This is a genomic window from Paenibacillus sp. N119s (assembly GCF_059447605.1).
Genome location: NZ_JCAJRU010000104.1, coordinates 1 through 16045, shown reverse-complemented (window position 1 = coordinate 16045; position 16045 = coordinate 1). Strand labels below are relative to the sequence as shown.

Annotated in this window: 26 protein-coding genes; 4 read left to right on the top strand and 22 right to left on the bottom strand. The window is 42.8% G+C overall.

The features are described from left to right. The 5 genes from AC5V8P_RS13495 to AC5V8P_RS13475 all read right to left on the bottom strand — a co-directional run. A partial coding sequence (locus AC5V8P_RS13495; protein WP_495473677.1) for an accessory gene regulator ArgB-like protein occupies nucleotides 1–523 on the bottom strand: 523 nt, incomplete at its 3' end. After that, on the bottom strand, nucleotides 501–1133 hold the full coding sequence (locus AC5V8P_RS13490) for a hypothetical protein (RefSeq protein ID WP_064795223.1): 633 nt from the start codon (nucleotides 1131–1133) through the stop codon (nucleotides 501–503). The genes AC5V8P_RS13495 and AC5V8P_RS13490, both read right to left, overlap by 23 nt. A 124-nt stretch (nucleotides 1134–1257) precedes the next feature. Further along, complete coding sequence (locus AC5V8P_RS13485) at nucleotides 1258–1590, bottom strand: YolD-like family protein (RefSeq protein ID WP_064795224.1); 333 nt, start codon at nucleotides 1588–1590, stop codon at nucleotides 1258–1260. A gap of 110 nt (nucleotides 1591–1700) precedes the next feature. Beyond that, nucleotides 1701–1973 (bottom strand): hypothetical protein, encoded by a 273-nt coding sequence (locus AC5V8P_RS13480; RefSeq protein ID WP_064795225.1) that lies wholly within the window; start codon nucleotides 1971–1973, stop codon nucleotides 1701–1703. Then, nucleotides 1963–2184: a LexA family protein gene (locus AC5V8P_RS13475; RefSeq protein ID WP_064795226.1), complete on the bottom strand. Its 222-nt coding sequence runs from the start codon at nucleotides 2182–2184 to the stop codon at nucleotides 1963–1965. The genes AC5V8P_RS13480 and AC5V8P_RS13475 overlap by 11 nt, the downstream gene beginning before the upstream one ends. Nucleotides 2185–2693: 509 nt before the next feature. Between AC5V8P_RS13475 and AC5V8P_RS13470 the strand changes: the two genes are divergently transcribed. The 3 genes from AC5V8P_RS13470 to AC5V8P_RS13460 are packed head-to-tail and all read left to right on the top strand — an operon-like array spanning nucleotide 2694 to nucleotide 3396. Continuing rightward, nucleotides 2694–2906, top strand: coding sequence for a hypothetical protein (locus AC5V8P_RS13470; RefSeq protein WP_064795227.1), 213 nt, complete (start codon nucleotides 2694–2696; stop codon nucleotides 2904–2906). Further along, entirely contained in the window at nucleotides 2903–3106 is a 204-nt protein-coding gene (locus AC5V8P_RS13465; protein ID WP_064795228.1) for a hypothetical protein, read from the top strand. The genes AC5V8P_RS13470 and AC5V8P_RS13465 overlap by 4 nt, the downstream gene beginning before the upstream one ends. Before the next feature lie 11 nt (nucleotides 3107–3117). Further along, nucleotides 3118–3396, top strand: coding sequence for a hypothetical protein (locus tag AC5V8P_RS13460; RefSeq protein WP_064795229.1), 279 nt, complete (start codon nucleotides 3118–3120; stop codon nucleotides 3394–3396). Between the two features lie 45 nt (nucleotides 3397–3441). On the opposite strand, the gene AC5V8P_RS13455 is transcribed toward AC5V8P_RS13460, so the two are convergent. The 5 genes from AC5V8P_RS13455 to AC5V8P_RS13435 all read right to left on the bottom strand — a co-directional run bounded on the left by AC5V8P_RS13455 (nucleotide 3442) and on the right by AC5V8P_RS13435 (nucleotide 6140). Further along, on the bottom strand, nucleotides 3442–3612 hold the full coding sequence (locus AC5V8P_RS13455) for a hypothetical protein (protein ID WP_196771797.1): 171 nt from the start codon (nucleotides 3610–3612) through the stop codon (nucleotides 3442–3444). Further along, nucleotides 3609–4259, bottom strand: a complete 651-nt coding sequence (locus tag AC5V8P_RS13450; RefSeq protein ID WP_064795230.1) for a hypothetical protein — start codon at nucleotides 4257–4259, stop codon at nucleotides 3609–3611. Before AC5V8P_RS13450 ends, AC5V8P_RS13455 begins: the two co-directional genes overlap by 4 nt. 130 nt (nucleotides 4260–4389) lie before the next feature. After that, nucleotides 4390–4836, bottom strand: a complete 447-nt coding sequence (locus AC5V8P_RS13445) for a NucA/NucB deoxyribonuclease domain-containing protein (protein WP_064795231.1) — start codon at nucleotides 4834–4836, stop codon at nucleotides 4390–4392. 97 nt (nucleotides 4837–4933) lie between these two features. Further along, nucleotides 4934–5740, bottom strand: a complete 807-nt coding sequence (locus AC5V8P_RS13440) for a hypothetical protein (protein ID WP_064795232.1) — start codon at nucleotides 5738–5740, stop codon at nucleotides 4934–4936. 1 nt (nucleotide 5741) lies between these two features. Next, the gene (locus tag AC5V8P_RS13435) at nucleotides 5742–6140 is read right to left on the bottom strand and encodes a hypothetical protein (protein WP_064795233.1); all 399 of its coding nucleotides are present in this window, start codon (nucleotides 6138–6140) and stop codon (nucleotides 5742–5744) included. Between the two features lie 395 nt (nucleotides 6141–6535). Between AC5V8P_RS13435 and AC5V8P_RS13430 the strand changes: the two genes are divergently transcribed. Beyond that, nucleotides 6536–7198: a hypothetical protein gene (locus tag AC5V8P_RS13430; RefSeq protein ID WP_064795234.1), complete on the top strand. Its 663-nt coding sequence runs from the start codon at nucleotides 6536–6538 to the stop codon at nucleotides 7196–7198. A 36-nt stretch (nucleotides 7199–7234) separates the two neighbouring features. On the opposite strand, the gene AC5V8P_RS13425 is transcribed toward AC5V8P_RS13430, so the two are convergent. The 12 genes from AC5V8P_RS13425 to AC5V8P_RS13370 form a co-directional block, all read right to left on the bottom strand. After that, nucleotides 7235–7786: a phage holin, LLH family gene (locus tag AC5V8P_RS13425; protein ID WP_064795235.1), complete on the bottom strand. Its 552-nt coding sequence runs from the start codon at nucleotides 7784–7786 to the stop codon at nucleotides 7235–7237. 14 nt (nucleotides 7787–7800) lie between these two features. Beyond that, nucleotides 7801–8721 (bottom strand): peptidoglycan recognition protein family protein, encoded by a 921-nt coding sequence (locus AC5V8P_RS13420; RefSeq protein ID WP_064795236.1) that lies wholly within the window; start codon nucleotides 8719–8721, stop codon nucleotides 7801–7803. A 3-nt stretch (nucleotides 8722–8724) separates the two neighbouring features. Next, nucleotides 8725–9126: a hypothetical protein gene (locus AC5V8P_RS13415; RefSeq protein ID WP_064795237.1), complete on the bottom strand. Its 402-nt coding sequence runs from the start codon at nucleotides 9124–9126 to the stop codon at nucleotides 8725–8727. Between the two features lie 48 nt (nucleotides 9127–9174). Then, nucleotides 9175–9321, bottom strand: a complete 147-nt coding sequence (locus tag AC5V8P_RS13410) for a CD1375 family protein (protein ID WP_155762497.1) — start codon at nucleotides 9319–9321, stop codon at nucleotides 9175–9177. 5 nt (nucleotides 9322–9326) lie between these two features. Beyond that, nucleotides 9327–9842: a hypothetical protein gene (locus tag AC5V8P_RS13405; protein WP_064795238.1), complete on the bottom strand. Its 516-nt coding sequence runs from the start codon at nucleotides 9840–9842 to the stop codon at nucleotides 9327–9329. A 13-nt stretch (nucleotides 9843–9855) separates the two neighbouring features. Further along, on the bottom strand, nucleotides 9856–11991 hold the full coding sequence (locus tag AC5V8P_RS13400; RefSeq protein WP_155762498.1) for a hypothetical protein: 2136 nt from the start codon (nucleotides 11989–11991) through the stop codon (nucleotides 9856–9858). Continuing rightward, nucleotides 11984–12532: a YmfQ family protein gene (locus AC5V8P_RS13395; RefSeq protein WP_231116687.1), complete on the bottom strand. Its 549-nt coding sequence runs from the start codon at nucleotides 12530–12532 to the stop codon at nucleotides 11984–11986. The genes AC5V8P_RS13400 and AC5V8P_RS13395 overlap by 8 nt, the downstream gene beginning before the upstream one ends. Further along, complete coding sequence (locus AC5V8P_RS13390) at nucleotides 12525–13592, bottom strand: baseplate J/gp47 family protein (RefSeq protein ID WP_064795240.1); 1068 nt, start codon at nucleotides 13590–13592, stop codon at nucleotides 12525–12527. The genes AC5V8P_RS13395 and AC5V8P_RS13390 overlap by 8 nt, the downstream gene beginning before the upstream one ends. Next, the gene (locus AC5V8P_RS13385) at nucleotides 13585–13992 is read right to left on the bottom strand and encodes a DUF2634 domain-containing protein (RefSeq protein ID WP_064795241.1); all 408 of its coding nucleotides are present in this window, start codon (nucleotides 13990–13992) and stop codon (nucleotides 13585–13587) included. Before AC5V8P_RS13385 ends, AC5V8P_RS13390 begins: the two co-directional genes overlap by 8 nt. Next, entirely contained in the window at nucleotides 13989–14348 is a 360-nt protein-coding gene (locus AC5V8P_RS13380) for a DUF2577 domain-containing protein (RefSeq protein ID WP_064795242.1), read from the bottom strand. The genes AC5V8P_RS13385 and AC5V8P_RS13380 overlap by 4 nt, the downstream gene beginning before the upstream one ends. Continuing rightward, on the bottom strand, nucleotides 14349–15347 hold the full coding sequence (locus AC5V8P_RS13375) for an XkdQ/YqbQ family protein (protein WP_064795243.1): 999 nt from the start codon (nucleotides 15345–15347) through the stop codon (nucleotides 14349–14351). Between the two features lie 4 nt (nucleotides 15348–15351). Next, on the bottom strand, nucleotides 15352–16045 hold a 694-nt coding region (locus AC5V8P_RS13370; protein ID WP_495473676.1), incomplete at its 5' end, for a LysM peptidoglycan-binding domain-containing protein.

Genomic DNA, 16045 nt, shown 5'->3' with positions numbered 1-16045 from the left:
CTCCTTCTATTAGTGTTAAGCTCTGAACAAAAAAACTAGCAGCTACTACCGGATAAGCCACCCACACATTGAGAGCAACAATTGCAACTCCTAAATATTTTAACAATGGGTAGTATTGCTTTGGAATACGAGTTCTTCCCTCTATCCGTGATGGGGCATAGATTAAGACTAGTATCATACTTAATATCGACGTAATTAAGATCCAATTGTAGTTAAAATTTGCAAAAGATAAAGCGGTAAGTAAAACTGTTGATACAATTATGCATGTTAGATTACTCTTTAAATGCATCCCACCCACAACTTGGCGGAGTAAAGAAAAAGAAATCATCACCACTACAGCTTCTAAGACCTTACCCGTGTAAAACGAAATGCCAATAGTTAATAAAATAATTGAAACGGTGTTGATCACAACAGCTATACCATGTTTTAAAACATTCACTGATGCCGGATGATCGGGTACAACCGTTTTGATGTGTGTTGCTATATCAAGAGCGACGGAATCAAGGCTTTTTATAATATTCACGCTCCGTTCTTAGCGCATAATATAAAAACATGGCAGATGCCAAGGCTATAAATAAAATACTCAGAAAGAAATTGTTGTAGTAGAACATAAATGTACAAGAAGCTAGTATCCCGACTATCAAGATAACAACAAGCACGTGTTCCCACCTAAAACGAAGGTTTTCATAATCTGCTGTAAAGCCTATCTTAAATTTATACAAAAACCACGAAATGGCTAATACCCATGCACTGGTTACTGCTTGAGCCAACGATCCCTCTGCTGAGGTCTGCATTTCTGTTGTCAAGGTTCCAAAGAGTATCAATATAATTACTGCTTGGAATAACGTGTACAGGAACGTGCCTGTTATGGATATTATAGCTGCCCAAATAATAGGCATCCTAACAACAGTAGTAATCAACAAAGTGAACAATATAATGTTAATGGTAGGAGCAAAAAAAGCTAAGGACGTTTCTTCCCTTAAAATGAAACTTTGTAAGTTCATTATTAATCCAATAAACAACGCAGGCCATACATAGTCTAATGCCCTAACTCTGAAAATAGTTAACATTAAAACAAACGCCGCAAAAGTTTCTACAGTCGAAAAAAGCAAGAACCGTATAGGTTCCCACATAACACATATCCCCTTCACATAATTGGTAACAAATATGCTTTAATTCTATATTTGTTACTTGTTAGAGGCAATCCAATTACCATGTTAAATGGAAGTATTTATGTATTGTGTGAGGTGATTATTTTCAGCCTGCCGATATAATATCCTCCAGCTTAATCCAACTATAATCATCCTCACCACGAAACAGTTTTACTTCGCGTCTAGCGGTGTTAATTGACGTAACTACACCAGTCATAACCGTGTCGTCGAATGGGCTAAAAACAGTCACGCTGACAGGCTGGCGTGAATTGTAGGACTCTATTAGCGCCTGCTCAATCAATTGTACTTCCTGGTCGTCGAGTTCTGGTTTTCCGCGGCGCTGGCGATCCTGCATGAGCTTTAAATAAGCCTCTTTATGTTCTGGTATGATAATCCGGCTGCTTTCCCACAAGCCGTTCTCTTCGAGTTTTTTAGACATGTATGTAGCCTCCTGATGTGTTATGTTCAAATTATATTCCGAACACCTGTTCCTTACAAGGGATCTATTTTCCAGGAAATAAAAAAATAAACCTCAGATTAATCCGAGGCTTAATATTCCGTATAGTACCTATTAACAGAGCCAGGAGGCGTGATGATCTTCTGATCACGATCCCAGCCTTCGATAATGATGATATGGCGGGTATCACTTTTGTCATCCCATACAATATAGTTGTCTTGTTCCAAAGCCAGCAGACCCGCCTTTATATCCGTTACACTCCTACCCATCTTTATCTCCAACTCTTTCATAGTTGGCAAACGCCGCCGCCCAGCAGAATAGTTATAAAGGATGCGCAGTAATTTCCGTTCCCGATCAGCGAGCATAAGGCAACACCTTAAGTGCACGCGGCATATTTTCACCACGTTGAATATAGCCTTTCTTTTGAAGCCGTTCCATATAACCATATGCAGTTGATGTAGATGCCAGCCCTAACCCGACTTGCAACTCACGAACCGTTGGCGGATATTTACTTACCTCGATAAATTGTTCGATATAACTCAAGGCTCTCAATTCTTTCGATGTCAATTTCATCATGATGTCACCCCTTGATGTTTGGATGAACTCATTATATAACGAACAAGCGTTCTTATCAATACATTAAAAGCCTTGAACCTTAACCAAGTTATGTCTATATACAGCTTTTTTATTATACTTTTATATAATTTTTATTTGACAATAGTATAATAGAGGTGTATAATTAATATCAGAAGGGAGGGAAAAAGAATGGCAAAGAAAAAGAGAAAACGTAAGCCCCCTGAAGTCAAAGATGTAATCCAGTTCTTGACGGTCCTGATTACATTTATGACAGCGATCATCAACCTCATAGTCTTACTACTTAGGTAGTAAGCTGAGGGTTACGGTTCGCCCCGAACGGGGCGGATTGTAACGGGGCTTATGTTCTCTCTTTAATTAAGTATACCACGAAGCGAAGGAGGTTACACCGTATATGAGCAAGTTAAACGCTGCCAGCTTTATCATGAGTATTGCCGGGTTTATCATCAGTGTAATCACTCTAATTATTGTACTGAAAGGCTGATAAAGATATGACCATCGCGGAAATGATCGTACGCGAAATTGATAAGCGAGGATATAAAAATAAATGGGTGGCCGAGCAAGTAGGCATTAAAGAGGTCACCTTTTCTTTAAAGTTAAAAAAGGACCGTTTTACTGCTGCTGAGTTGGTACGGATAGGCATACTGTTTGATTTGGATCTTAACATGTTCAAAGGCTCCACTACATTGGAGGATGAAGAATGAAACACGGTCCGCGTAAACCCAGCCTAAATAAACGTATAGCAGCTCGTACCAGCTTCAAACGGCAGATTATACACCGTGCAGGACTCAAGATGCCACGGGGCTGGGGATGGCTCAGAAACCCACGCAAGGCGGCTTACAATAAGGTGTACAATCGCAGCACGTTTGATATATTTAAAGCGATTGGTAAATTGTTTAAATAAGGCGGGGTATCGTGACGAACGAACAATATTGCACAGCCATGACCAGTGATAAAAAGGCAATTGATAATATGTTGCAGGTCATGGATAAATACGGGGATAACAAATGGTGGCTTGCGGATGATGTTAAACAGATGTGCTACTATCAGTTGCAAGAAGATAATCTGTTGATCGAATTCGAAGTATTCCATAAGGGTATTGAAACGTTACTGAATCGCGAGGTACAGACAATTGAGTTCCGCGATCTTGGCAGACTATTTGACGAAGCTAAAACTAAATACAATCCTTCTTAAAACAAAAGGCTCTGCCGACCCATTAAGGTTAGCAGAGCTTTTTGTTTATTTTTCTCGTTTAGATAGTGCAAAATTGATTACTTCTCCAATTATAATTCCAGTCAAAATGATATAAAACACCATAGCATTTAACTTATATCCCATTGCATAAAATATTCCTATACCTATTGCATATCCAAGCAGAATACCTAAATAACGTTTTAAAAATTTGTTCATGGAGTACATCCAATAGGGTATGGTTGAGAACTAAAGAATTTTCCAGAGTCAGCCGTACCAATCACTTTGCTTCGTGAAGCATCTTGATAGAACACCGTATGATTAGCGTAAGGAATAGCTTCACATTTTCTAGGATACGAATATTGATAAATAGTGTAATAAGATACGGTATTCAAACTTGCTCCCGCACCTATAACTGCAATAATGGTTGATACAGGTACCTTAGTAATCGTAGATATTGCCGCTGCTGCTATTGCTATTCCTACGTTTACCCAATCATAGGAGTAATCAAACTTGCCTACAAAGGTTCCACCTGAAGGAACAGCATTTAACGAAAAATCAGAACGGCTCTCTTTAACATTAAAGTTCTCCTGCTTTACACCGTCAATCAACAAAGTTTGATCTTTTGTGAAATACTCAATTTTAGTTGTTTTTCCATTCTCAACAACAGTCGTTATTCTATGATTGTCATCATTAAAGTTTGTTGTTACAGTTGCCTCACCACGATCAGTCTGAATAACTTCTGTTTGAACTAGGTTTACCTCTGGTTTAGCAGCTTGTTCAGCATTACTCACCGAAGGCAAAACAGTCGCGCAGAATAATACTGCTGCTAGTAAAGGGACGAACACTTTCTTGATAATTTTCATAAATATGTTTCCTCCTATACAATTATTTGAAACAATTGTAAATTCTATAGATTTATTAGGAAGAAGTAACGGGAATTTTGTCGAACATTAAATTAATTAAAAAAATCAACCTTATTTCATAAAAAAGTATTTAATTAACAATAAATTTTACTTTTGTGCCGTCCGCGTAGTTTTCCAACCTATGACCAACCCACGATCCAGCTCCACGATTATCCTTTGGACTTATGTACTTAATGTCTGCACCCTCTCCACCTTCCGAACACATAGCCATAGGCCATTCGTCTCGATCCTTGCCCTTCTTGGTGGGCACACCCCGTAAAGATGCGTCCCGGTTGCTATCGGCTCCGTCGCGGTCTATGGTGCATACTGGTGACTTTCCGGCTGCTATAGCCTCTTTAATGTGCTTTGCTGTTTCCGGGTACTTGGCTGATGGAAATTCCAGCTTGACCATATCGGCAGATACCTGCGTTACCGGAACGGCTACAGGGTCGCTCTTAGTGGTCTTTGCAACTTCCTGTTGTACGCTGCAGCCAGCTAATAGGACTGTTATCAACACGGTAAATATCCACTTAAACATATGTATTCCTCCCCCTACATAACAGAAAAACACCCCACCAGCGTATGCCAGCAGGGTATCACCGATGCTTTTGGATTTTAATTATCGCATAGTGTTTTTAACCACTGATGTCCTTATCAAAAAGCTTTCTTATAACGGCTGGTATCTTCACCTTATTTGCCCTTGCCGCATATTTAACCATTCTCCAGAAGTAGTTACTATATATCCATGTAGCAACCGGATAATGTAAATTCTCTGCTATAATACCAAAGAAACCATTTCCGTTAGTGAAAACTTTTAGATATTCGCAACCAGAAACCATGCCAAGCAAAATAAAAAAGTTGGTCGCGAATGTCATTAATTTCGCTTGAGATTTATGTTCTTTTTCAGTCCCCGGCTTTATATTTCCTGGAATCAAACCAAGTATTAAGTCCACAAGAGCTATAAAGAACAGACCAGCTAGCAACGCTGCAAGTTGAACACCGAAAAGCGATACAAAAAATGTGCCGACAACAGTAAACCAATATTTAAGTTTACTCCGTTCAAACATTTCTTTCATCTCATTGGCATACATTTGTATGAAACTAGGATAACCCATTGGCATTACGAATGCACCTACCTTTCTCAAGGTCTTGGAGGAATCGCGAGTTTCTATTGCATGTTTGAAAGGAACTTGTACCACATCGCCTGAATGCTCAACTAAATATACCGAATTGATTTGGATATGTCTTTTCTTTACTTTCAAGTCAAAGTTAATGCTTTGTAAACTGTTTTTCTCTAAAAAATCAGTAGACTTAAGTAAAGCTTTCAATTGTTCTGCAGCTTCTTTATCAGCTTCACAAGGAGAAGTTGATGGAACAAATTTAGTCTGCATTTTTGTTGATAAATTATGTATATTCATTGTTTTATTTATAAGAACTGCCATTTTACCCTTCCTCCTTCCTTAAAAATTTCACCGGGTAACTAGAAATTACTTTGTTATTATAATAAATCTCAAAGTATACAGTTCCCTCAACATTTACAGGGAACTCATTGAAATTTATACTTGAAACAGTTATTTCGTCATAACCATTAAAACTATAATTGAATAATGGTAAGTTGAATTTAATGTCCTTACCACGAACGTTTAGATACACATCTTTCCCATCATCACTTTCTTCTCCTGTCACACCTACAACAAAGATAATTTCATTTTCTAGTTTTACGGGTAAGCTATCAAATGTTCTTTTGTCCAGAATTCCGATTGCTGAGAAATCGTAGTTTCTATCTTCGATTTTTCGGGCAAGAACTTGGTCGCAAACAAAAGAATACAAGACTTTCAACATACATTCCAATCCCTCTCAAAATTCTCTAATTATTATTTACCCAATTCACACTTACACAATACCATATTTTCCCTAAAAAGAATAGAGTCTAGGTTATATTGCCCATAACTATGTTAAATATATAATACGACAAAATACCTACTTTACCTTCCGAACACATGTGCTTTTTCTAGTTTTATACATTCATCTTAATTTCTTATGCTTAAATTTCTGAGATTCATACATATGTATATAATTTTTAAAAGTAAAAAAACAACCATTAAAACGCTGGGTGTAGAGCTTTTTTTTCTTTTACCCGTAGTTGCAGGTTGTTTGAAGCACTTTTTATCTGGATATATATGCCTAACCCTGATAGACTACGACTAGAATAACCTATGTAAAGGGGATTATATGCATTGGAACCTGAAAATCAAATCATAAAAGAACAAAAGAAGATCAGGATAAATTGGAGACTGGTGTCCATCTATCCTGTTGTTTTAGGGTCTATTGTATTATTTGGACTTTTTATTTATCCCACTATGTACAAGTACGATAAATTGGATCAAAAATATCCTGTTATGATTAATCGTTTTACTGGAGAAGCTAAGATTCTTACTCAAGATGGCTGGCAAAACACTCCTGACATTGATTCTGCACTAGGTAAAATGGAACAATACAAGGGTGAAATATCTATGGAAATTGCCAATCAGAAAGAAGAAATCACGCAGAATCTAATGGATGCGATAGAGAGACAAATAGATGAAATCAAAACTCAAAGCGCATCTGCTAATCAAAATTCGTCGGAAAGTGAATTTGCAGCTGTGCGGAACCGAAATGTAGACCTTCCTAATAACACTCCTTCTCAAGCTGATCAATTCATTGAAAATCAAAATAATAAAAAGGTTACTTTTAGTAAAGGTGACTCAATGGATAAAGTAAAAGAAGTTATGGGAACTCCAAGTGGTATTTCGGGGTTTGGAAAGTATGAGACTTGGATGTTTGATTTGTCTACGGTTAATTTTACTGACGGAAAAGTAACTGGATGGAGTGATATTAGCCATAACTTGAGAATGAAATAAACGTGGCCCCGACATAATCGCGCGGGGCCTTTAATTTTATTCTGTTTTTGTCGGCTTATTAATAGTCTCAGGTTCAGACTGCACCTGAGCAGAATTGACGGGTCCCGCTTCTGCGGTAGCCTGTGCCAAGAAATCATTAAGCTTTGCAGCAAGCCCCGATACAGCTTCCTTAGCTGCCGCCTCAGAAGCTTCTTCAATATTGATTTGAGGTTCTACTGTAACGATGCCATTTTGCTGCTTCTGTTTAGAATTGAACTCCAAATAAGCTTTTTCAATAGCAGCCTGCAATTCTGTTGATGTTACCACGATACCCTGTTCTGTAAGTCTCAAGGATGCATACTGTAAAGCCTCTTGCATCTTTCGGACCCCGCCAGCATCTTTAAACGTAGTCTGAGCAAGTGCAAAAGCCTCCCCTGCTACTTTATGGATTACCTCTCGCTGTGCCGCTGTTGTACGTGCGTCTAACCAGTTATTAGCCTTATTCTTAAGTGTATTAATCCCTGCCAAAGCAAAGGTCACCAGTATGCCTACAATGGCTGTAACAATGGTACTAATAGCTGGTTGTACGGTTTCGATAATAGTTTGCATATAAAATCCCCCTCTTATTGTGTTGGCAAACCTGCAGCACGCCGCAAGTAATTAGCCAGATTGTTATAGTGTTGCATTTGCCCCTTGTCGCCCGCCTGCTTTGCTTTGAACCAAGCCGGTTGAAGCCACCGGAAGATAATCTCTTGTGCATTGGACTTGTACAGCTTCACAGATCCAGCAAGCGGCAAATTCTTTTCGTTTAATCCAGCAGCTGCCCGTAGGTTGTTCGCAAGGTTATGAAAATGTGTCTTACCTTCCTGGTCCGCTGCCTTCTGAGAGGCAAACCATGCTGGAGATACATAGTTATCAATTAAGGATTGAGCGATATACACAGGTAATGGCGTGAAGTCCAGCGCAGCAGGAGCCACAGAAGCGCCTTTAAGCTCCGTTTCCACGTCATAAACCAATTCCTTTAGCGTCTTGCCAATAGTCGCAAGCGCTTGGTCTACGTCTTTCTTACGGGTTGGGTCCAGTTGCTTGTGCGATGGAATGTGAGTACGTGGGTTAATCCCCCATTTATTGCAGCAGTAAGCCAAGTACCATACAAATCGTTTGTAAGCCTCCAGCGTGTCAATCTTGCCACCGAAGCATAGTTCTACCCCTAGGGCTATATCGTTCGCATCGTCGCCAAAGCGCTCGTTATCCGTGGTTACGTTGTACAAGACGTGCCATGCCTTTTCTGCTGGATCGGGTCCGGTACCTGTTGGGATAATCTCAAGAATCTTTTTGTCGTCTATGAACGTTTGCGCTGAAGCGGAACGATCTACCAGCCCGTTAAAGTAGGTATAATGGTTATCTGCTGACGCTCCTGGATTCCCCGTGTCGTGTGCAACTAAAAAGACCGGATTCCCGCTTGTTAGGCGAGTACCCGGTCTTACGTTATGGCGCTTGTTGATGTAGCGCCGTTCTATCGTATATTTTTTTGGATTAAACAATTATCACAATCCCCCTTTTACAAATACCGCTGTAACGATAGCAATTATAGTCCCACCCAACACAAATGTGAGGAACTGAAACCACTGCTTGTTATTCGTGGTTCGCTCTTTAACGCTGTCCTGCTGAGTTTGTTGGAGCCAGCTAAACAGTTTCATTTCCAGCGTATCAATTTTGGTCATAACTTGATCGAATTGCAATTGCATCATTCTAGTCGAATCCTTGAGCTGGCGAATCTCTTCATCATGGCGCCCCGCTGTTTGTTCGATCAGTTTAAAACGTGCTTCATCCGACAATGTTTGTGCGGAAAGCCTCGCAAACTCCGCGCTCAAACCTTGTAGCTGAGCTGTTAACTCTTCTGTTTTCGTGTGCAACTGTTCAATTGCCATCACGTCTCCTTCCGGCATACCCTTTCCCCCGTCTCTATCTATTTTGCTCAGGAAAATTTTCCTGTCTTACTCTTCCTGTTTTTCTAATGGTGTGCCATCCACGTCTAATCCCCAACTTGCTAGATATGCTCTAACCGGTTCCTTTTGTATATCTGGCACCTGAGCAAACGTCTTTATGCCTTTCATGATTAGAGATCCATATATGGCTGCCACGTTAATCACCTCCCCTCTTTAAGAGCTTTAAGTTCCGCCTGCATAGCAAGCATTTGCTCGTACATATCCGCCATTGCAATCTGTGTATTTGTAAGCTCTTCACGAAGCTTTGGCTGCGGTTCTGGCTGTTTGGTTATCTCTGCGATTTCTTCCGATGTAAGTCCCTCTGTCCATAACTTATCCGGCTGCTTAGGAGCAACATATACAGGTTGTTCATCTGCCTCCCTGCCCTTAGCCTGCCAGTCGTTTAACGCCCCTATATACGCCTCTTGTGCCTCGTATACGGCACTCTCATAAGCTCGCCATACGTCAAAATTAAATTTAGGCTTGTACAGGCCCGTTATTGTAAGTGGTACGCCGACAATGTACCCGGCAATCTCGGGTGTTATTGGCTCAGTATCCGCGCCCTGATCAGAGCTATCCGTTTGGGCATAAAAAGGGACGACACCTGAAAAGGCATCGTCCACTAGCGTTTCCTCTAAATAGAGGCCGTCTTTATTTACTTTAGCCGCTGATTTCATACATTCCCCTCCCTTAGTCCAATGTGAACTCTAAGTAGATATTCACCTCATTGTTACTCCCGCCGGATACGATAAATTTACCGTCAGCATTGATTAAAACGGCAGCAAATACGTCTGTAGTCGTATAAGAATGTACGGGTCGAACCTGACCCACAAGTGGTCTATACCCTTCTGGCAGAACCATAAACGGCTGTCCTATTACACCGCTTTTAATCCGGGCCTTAACTTGTACTTTATTGTCAATTTTACGGTAGCCCAGCACACCCATACTAACCCAACCATTGAGGAGTGTAGTAGGTGTAATCCAAGCAGGACTGTCTTTATCAGCCTTCTTGTTCTCTACCACAGACAGACGTGTACTAGTTTGCTGTACACTATCTACCAAGTCCGCAAGCAGCGTCTTTTCGTTGGCTGCGTAGGAACCAACAAATGCAGCGACAGGCGATTTGTCCAGCATTAGGTACGTGACGCTGTAGGATGCTGACTGGTCATATAAAGACGCATCTATGCGCGCTTGTTTAGGGCCGTACAATACTTGGTTTGCTGGTATACTGTGCGCGACAATTTCCCATGCAACGTCCTGCTTACCATTTCGGTAGATGCGTATAAATTCGCTGACTCTATTTTTAAGCGCGGAAGGTATTGTAGTTCCACCATTTATATAATACTGACCGTTAATTTGAGGCTTAGCGGCTTCCCGTACTACAATCCCTGTACCTACTTCAACCTGATTGTCTCCCTCAACAAAGGCGAGCTGCCCCTCGCTTATGATAGGCTCCACGGTAGGCGTTGCAAGTTGATATACGAGTTGGTACGGCGTGTACCCTGCATAGGATGCCTGCGGAACGGTTTGCGTGTAATTAGCCGCCCCAACACGCTGGACCCAATACTTGGTGCCTGTACCGTTCCAAGTTGCCGTAGTAGCTACTTGAGCGTCTGCGGGAAAGAATGTATTAGCGTCATATGCTTTATAACCGTAAAAATAAGCCTTGATATCGTCTACCGTTGGCGTGTACCCGTCTGCCCATCCGCTGTCTGCAACAGGGATTGAGAGCCCGAGAGCATTAGAGGCAGCACTCAGGTATGATTGGTCAGCAGCGCTAACCGGGAAAGCATGCTGAATGAGTTTTCCGTCATATTTCGATACCCGCTCTCTGTCGGAAAGTCCGTTTGTGATGGTTAGCCGTACAACCTTATAGCCTGTCGCTGTTTCGTAATAAACCCACGGTAACGAACCATCCAGCGTCAGGCCTTGCCAGTTCTTGCTTTTGAAGTATTGACCGTCACGTTGGAACACCGTATCGGCGTTAGCTCCTGTAATCGGATCGGCGTAAAGGTCAGTTTGTAATGCCAGCATGGAAGCGATATCAGTCTTGTTTGTATCTGTCCAGCGGATTGCATAAGGATTACGTACAGGCATTACACTGTCCACGTAAGGCCACTTAGCAGCCGCTTGAGCTGGTGTATAGCTCGCCGCTGCTGCATAGTCTGCCTCGCTAATCTCATAGACACGTACACTGTCCATATTAAAAGTACTTCCGCTGCTGCCCGTGCCTGTAATCGTGACGATGTGGAAAAAGTCTGTAGCCGCGAACCGCACAACAGATGGTGCAAAAGCTGAAGCCGATGTTACTTCGTTTCCGCTGGCCCCGGCAATACCATTGATAGATATCGCTACCTTGCTGGTATTGCCGTTTTTAACATCGCCCACAGCTATATACTTTTTCCCCGGCGTAGTCAAAAAGCTTGCTGAAGCTGTGGCTGGCACAGAGCCGAGCGTAAGTTTAAACGAGCTGGTCCCGCTGGTTTTATTAGCTGTATCAACTGCTATAGTCGTATTAGACGACCACAGCCCCACGCTTTCGCAATTTCCCATCCGGCCTAATAGATTCACCAACATACGTCCGGATATACCGGACAGAGAAAATGGCGCTGACTTGGCAGCGTTGATGATCTGTACGCCTGACTGTAGCGTTACGTCCTGACGGGCTATAGTATTAAGGCGTTCTTTAACCTCATCCATACCACCAGCAAAACCGTCTATCTTCTCCCAGTTGTCATTCATCATTGTTTCAACGTCGAAAAAATCATTACCGTCTGCTACCGGGTCCTTCATGTATAAGCCTAGCTTAGGTGTATTACTAGCCAATCGGTACACCTCCTGCAAATTTGTTTAATTGAGTGTTATTAATTTCACTGATCCTCATCACGTGGTGTATCTCACGTATAACAAGGTACCTGAACTGATACCGCACTTCTAAGTGTGCCGGTTTGATCTCTTCTATAGCATCTTTTAAGTCTTGGAGATTTGGCGGCAATCCTAGTGTCCCGATAAACCTGATCACAAAATAGTATTCAGACGGAAAAACAGTAACATCAACCTCGCCGCGATCATAGCTATCTGCCACATTTTTGATCATGCTCGCAGACACCTTGCCGCTCCCGCGCATCTTAGAGATAACCACACTACGGCGTTGCTCAATTGGCTTAGAGGGCATGGAGATTATTTTAAGGTCCTTCTCCCAATACTTAATGCCCCAGGTAGCCGTTTCCGGGTGAAACTGACGGAATGTATCCACTATTGCAGCATCCAAATTATCAAACTCAATATCTTCCGACTGCATTATTTCTACGAATTCTTGAATTTCCTCATAATAGTCCGGCAAGTATGACATTAGTTTTTTAGACATGTACATCCACCGTCCCAAGCACAGCAACCGAATCTAGTGGAACCTGAATATTGCTGGTCACTCCGTTAATGGTTAAATCAAAGTAGTCGATAACAGGCGGCACGTCCAAGATAAAGTTTGCTATCCGAGTAATTCGTACCAGTGTGTCGGTATCGTTAAAGGCCAAACCTTCGAGATACTTTGAAATGCTGGCTTCCAATTGCTCTTTTACATCATCCGTCGTGGCATCTCGCGCCAGTTGTACCCGCACGCTGACGTTAATAGGCACCTCTCCGGCGCCCACAACTGTGACAACCGGACCAATAGGCGCAGCGCCTTCACCGTGTCCATCCTGAGTAGGGTCTATATGCATCTGCACAGCCTGTACAACAGCAGGTGAAGGTGTTCGTTTGTCATTGTTAAGAATAACAACCTTAACTGTGGCGTTCCCATTCCAGAGCGGGAATACCTTTGCATCCCCTACGCCACTTACTTCCCGTGCCCACACGACATATTGATTCTTGTTTGCGCTGGTGATCGGTTTGGTGACTTTATCTTGGTACCGATCAAATAGAGCTGGGCCCGTTTCTGTATCCTCGCCGGAAACAAGAAGATCCACCAATTCCGCTTTAGCTAACCCGTTAATAAAGTCAATCGGCAACAGTGAACCCGAAAATTGATTGCCTATTACGCCAGCCGTTTCGCATTCCACTACAAACTGGCCGACACCCAATTTACTGAGTACGACATAGTTTAGATCCTCAATGCTGTAGCGGCTGCCGATAGGCACATCCATGAGAACCCCTTGGCTGTCGTAAAACTTTCCTCGCCAATGTGCTTTGGTCGCTTCTTTACGAGTTATACCGGACCATGCCACGGCCGAGTCTAAATATTCCTCGTTTTCGGCGTTCGGGAATATCAGGCTTATATTCGTATCCAATTCCACATACATTTGCGCTAATTCCGAAGCAGCTGGGGCCAACGCATCATATATAACACTGCCCTCCCGTTTATCCATACTGTCCGGTATACGGGCTAGCATGCGCTCTAAGATGGTTTCAAAAGTTTGAGCCTCATACAATGCCGTTCACCCCCGTTTCGTTCCTGAAATTACCTTGCATAGTCACGACTTCGAATTCTGCCAGTACGTCCGATCCTGTAAAGGTAAATTGAAAATCCCTCACATCTGTAATCCGGTCATCCGCCAGCAAAGCCTCACGCACTAATCGCTTAAGCTCAGTCTGCACAAATAACCGGCTCTGCCCTTGCAGCCGGTCTATCTCAGCTCCGTAATCATCGGAATATATGAGATTTTCATAACGTAATGTCTGGAGTATCTTGTACACCACTTGCCGCATAGCCTCCAGACCGTCCACAATGCCGCGTGCGCGTCCATTCGTGAAGTCCAAGGCATATGTCTTGGTGGGCATTTCTTCTTCCTCAATCTCTTCATCAACGATGCTGCCGCCCTCTGGAATCATGGTTTCACCAACTTATCTATAACGGCAAATTGCTGTCCGCCTTGCATGCGTTGTAAAAGCACAGCGTCACCGATCTTGAGCCCTTCTCGGATAACCAGCACATCCGGTAGCGCGGTTTGAGTGGTCTTGGTTGCCGTTTCTGTCGGAGTTTCGTCTTTATACACGTGACTGTGTGTTAGGCTAACCTCGTAACGGGTTACTCGTTCCGTGATAAGCAAGAAATCTTCATCCAGTACCAAACGTTGATCCACTGTGATTTCAAGCGGCGCGATGCCAGTTACTTGCCCTACCATCCCTGTGGACGGCTTGGATGCCTCCACGCTGTTTAAAGCTATTTGTCGTAACTGTTTAATCAATTAAATCACCTTCAATTCGAGTGACATGGTATGTTCTAAACCCGAAAATTTATGTGTGCATGAATCTACCAAGTAAACTTGGCTTACTTTCAGATCGTCGATGAATATAGGAACATAGCAGCCAGCACGGATACTTAAATCCCCCATAGCATCTATACTCAGGCTTTTGCTTTCCCTATTGTGTAAGGTGAGCAAGTTTTGCGCCTTTTGCTTAATCTGTGCTGCGTTCATTTTTTCGTCTACCTTGTCGTACAGCTGGAGCTTACCCCACTTTTTGATATTGTTGCTATCCTGGTAAACGTAGGCATCGCGCTTGCCTGATTCTTTATTGTCCTGCACCAGCTTTACATAGTTGTAGGTCTCGCTGTCTATGGACCGTTTAAGCGCGTATCCGGTCATTAGACTGCCATCGCCCACCGATACAGATACAAGCATGTCAGCGGCACGTTTGAGGGCCAGAGCGCCGAAATCGTCGTAAAATACATAGATTGATCCGGTAGACATTAGTGTTTGGTCTATGGCCTTGTAGATGATGTCTAATAGCTTTTGGTTATCCTCAACCATAGCTGGTATTTTGTATCCCGTGTCGGCTATCATCCCGGTTTTCAGCTTAAAATCCTCTGCAATCCGCTTGATAACCGCCCCAGCAGTCAGGTTTTTGAAAACATATGTGTCGTTCGCATTCAAATAACGGATCTGATCATAAGCTGTAATCTTCATATCAGACTTTTCCGACTGCTCCACCGAAAACACATAGCCATAAAATATCTTGTACTTGCCTTTTGTTATGCGGACGATATCGCCGTTTTGCACCTTGAACTTTTTGTTTTGGTAGATTCCGTCACGGACTAGCGTGATATCCACACTACCTGGGCTCCCGGTGCGTTCAGTCTTCCATGTGAGCTCAGAAACCAGCCCGGCCGCATTTTCTTTCCCGGCCATCGACTCCCCGGACACTTGCCACACGTTACCATCGCGATTGTCTATGAATATATCCATGCCATCACCCCGGCAGTCTTAGCACTTGCCCGACCTTTAGCCGTTTGGCCTGTGCATTCGTGATTTTATTGAGCGTTTGTATCTCTTTGTAACGGGACCCGTCACCCAGGTTTTTCTTAGCGATAATCCAAAGCGTATCGCCTGCCTTGACCTTGACCGACTTGGGTTTAACCTTCTCATTAGGCCGCTTAGCCTTCGCCTTTGTGGTCGTGGTCTTTTTTGCGCCTGCCTTGTTTGTGGTTTGCTTAACCTTGGCCTGCACCGCATTGTAAAACACGTACTTTTTGAATGATATTGTGTATTCAATATCCGATGTGCCAGCAACCGGCTTCCATTCAAACTCTTCGATGGTCACCGGCATGTTAATAGCGATTTCCTGCGGACTCTTCTGCGCGCCTAGATCAAAACTGATCGCAGAATAAATAAAGCGGATGGGCCGTTTGGCATCCATCCACTTGTCTATTAGAGCAATATATTCAGGTATTGGCCTTAATTCATCGGTGTTGACGAATGGGTACGCCTGTCCAGGGAAAAAGCTATCGAAGGATATCTCCGTAAGTTTCCGTGACTGAATCGCGTTGATCTCGCCCCCATCCACGATTTTAAATGTGGAACCATCTCCAGCCTCTTTGATGCTCATTTCTGGCGGATTGACCGGGATACGGAATGCTTCTTCTCCGTTGTTGTAGCTTAGTAGT

Bases quoted from the DNA above. Each gene is read 5' to 3' on its own strand.
- AC5V8P_RS13405 (WP_064795238.1), bottom strand. From the start codon at position 9,842: ATGAAATCAGCGGCTAAAGTAAATAAAGACGGCCTCTATTTAGAGGAA.
- AC5V8P_RS13490 (WP_064795223.1), bottom strand. From the start codon at position 1,133: ATGTGGGAACCTATACGGTTCTTGCTTTTTTCGACTGTAGAAACTTTT.
- AC5V8P_RS13395 (WP_231116687.1), bottom strand. From the start codon at position 12,532: ATGTCTAAAAAACTAATGTCATACTTGCCGGACTATTATGAGGAAATT.
- AC5V8P_RS13455 (WP_196771797.1), bottom strand. From the start codon at position 3,612: ATGAACAAATTTTTAAAACGTTATTTAGGTATTCTGCTTGGATATGCA.
- AC5V8P_RS13465 (WP_064795228.1), top strand. From the start codon at position 2,903: ATGAAACACGGTCCGCGTAAACCCAGCCTAAATAAACGTATAGCAGCT.
- AC5V8P_RS13425 (WP_064795235.1), bottom strand. From the start codon at position 7,786: ATGCAAACTATTATCGAAACCGTACAACCAGCTATTAGTACCATTGTT.
- AC5V8P_RS13470 (WP_064795227.1), top strand. From the start codon at position 2,694: ATGACCATCGCGGAAATGATCGTACGCGAAATTGATAAGCGAGGATAT.
- AC5V8P_RS13435 (WP_064795233.1), bottom strand. From the start codon at position 6,140: ATGTTGAAAGTCTTGTATTCTTTTGTTTGCGACCAAGTTCTTGCCCGA.
- AC5V8P_RS13485 (WP_064795224.1), bottom strand. From the start codon at position 1,590: ATGTCTAAAAAACTCGAAGAGAACGGCTTGTGGGAAAGCAGCCGGATT.
- AC5V8P_RS13375 (WP_064795243.1), bottom strand. From the start codon at position 15,347: ATGGATATATTCATAGACAATCGCGATGGTAACGTGTGGCAAGTGTCC.
- AC5V8P_RS13440 (WP_064795232.1), bottom strand. From the start codon at position 5,740: ATGGCAGTTCTTATAAATAAAACAATGAATATACATAATTTATCAACA.
- AC5V8P_RS13450 (WP_064795230.1), bottom strand. From the start codon at position 4,259: ATGAAAATTATCAAGAAAGTGTTCGTCCCTTTACTAGCAGCAGTATTA.
- AC5V8P_RS13385 (WP_064795241.1), bottom strand. From the start codon at position 13,992: ATGATTCCAGAGGGCGGCAGCATCGTTGATGAAGAGATTGAGGAAGAA.
- AC5V8P_RS13415 (WP_064795237.1), bottom strand. From the start codon at position 9,126: ATGCCGGAAGGAGACGTGATGGCAATTGAACAGTTGCACACGAAAACA.
- AC5V8P_RS13480 (WP_064795225.1), bottom strand. From the start codon at position 1,973: ATGCTCGCTGATCGGGAACGGAAATTACTGCGCATCCTTTATAACTAT.
- AC5V8P_RS13475 (WP_064795226.1), bottom strand. From the start codon at position 2,184: ATGATGAAATTGACATCGAAAGAATTGAGAGCCTTGAGTTATATCGAA.
- AC5V8P_RS13445 (WP_064795231.1), bottom strand. From the start codon at position 4,836: ATGTTTAAGTGGATATTTACCGTGTTGATAACAGTCCTATTAGCTGGC.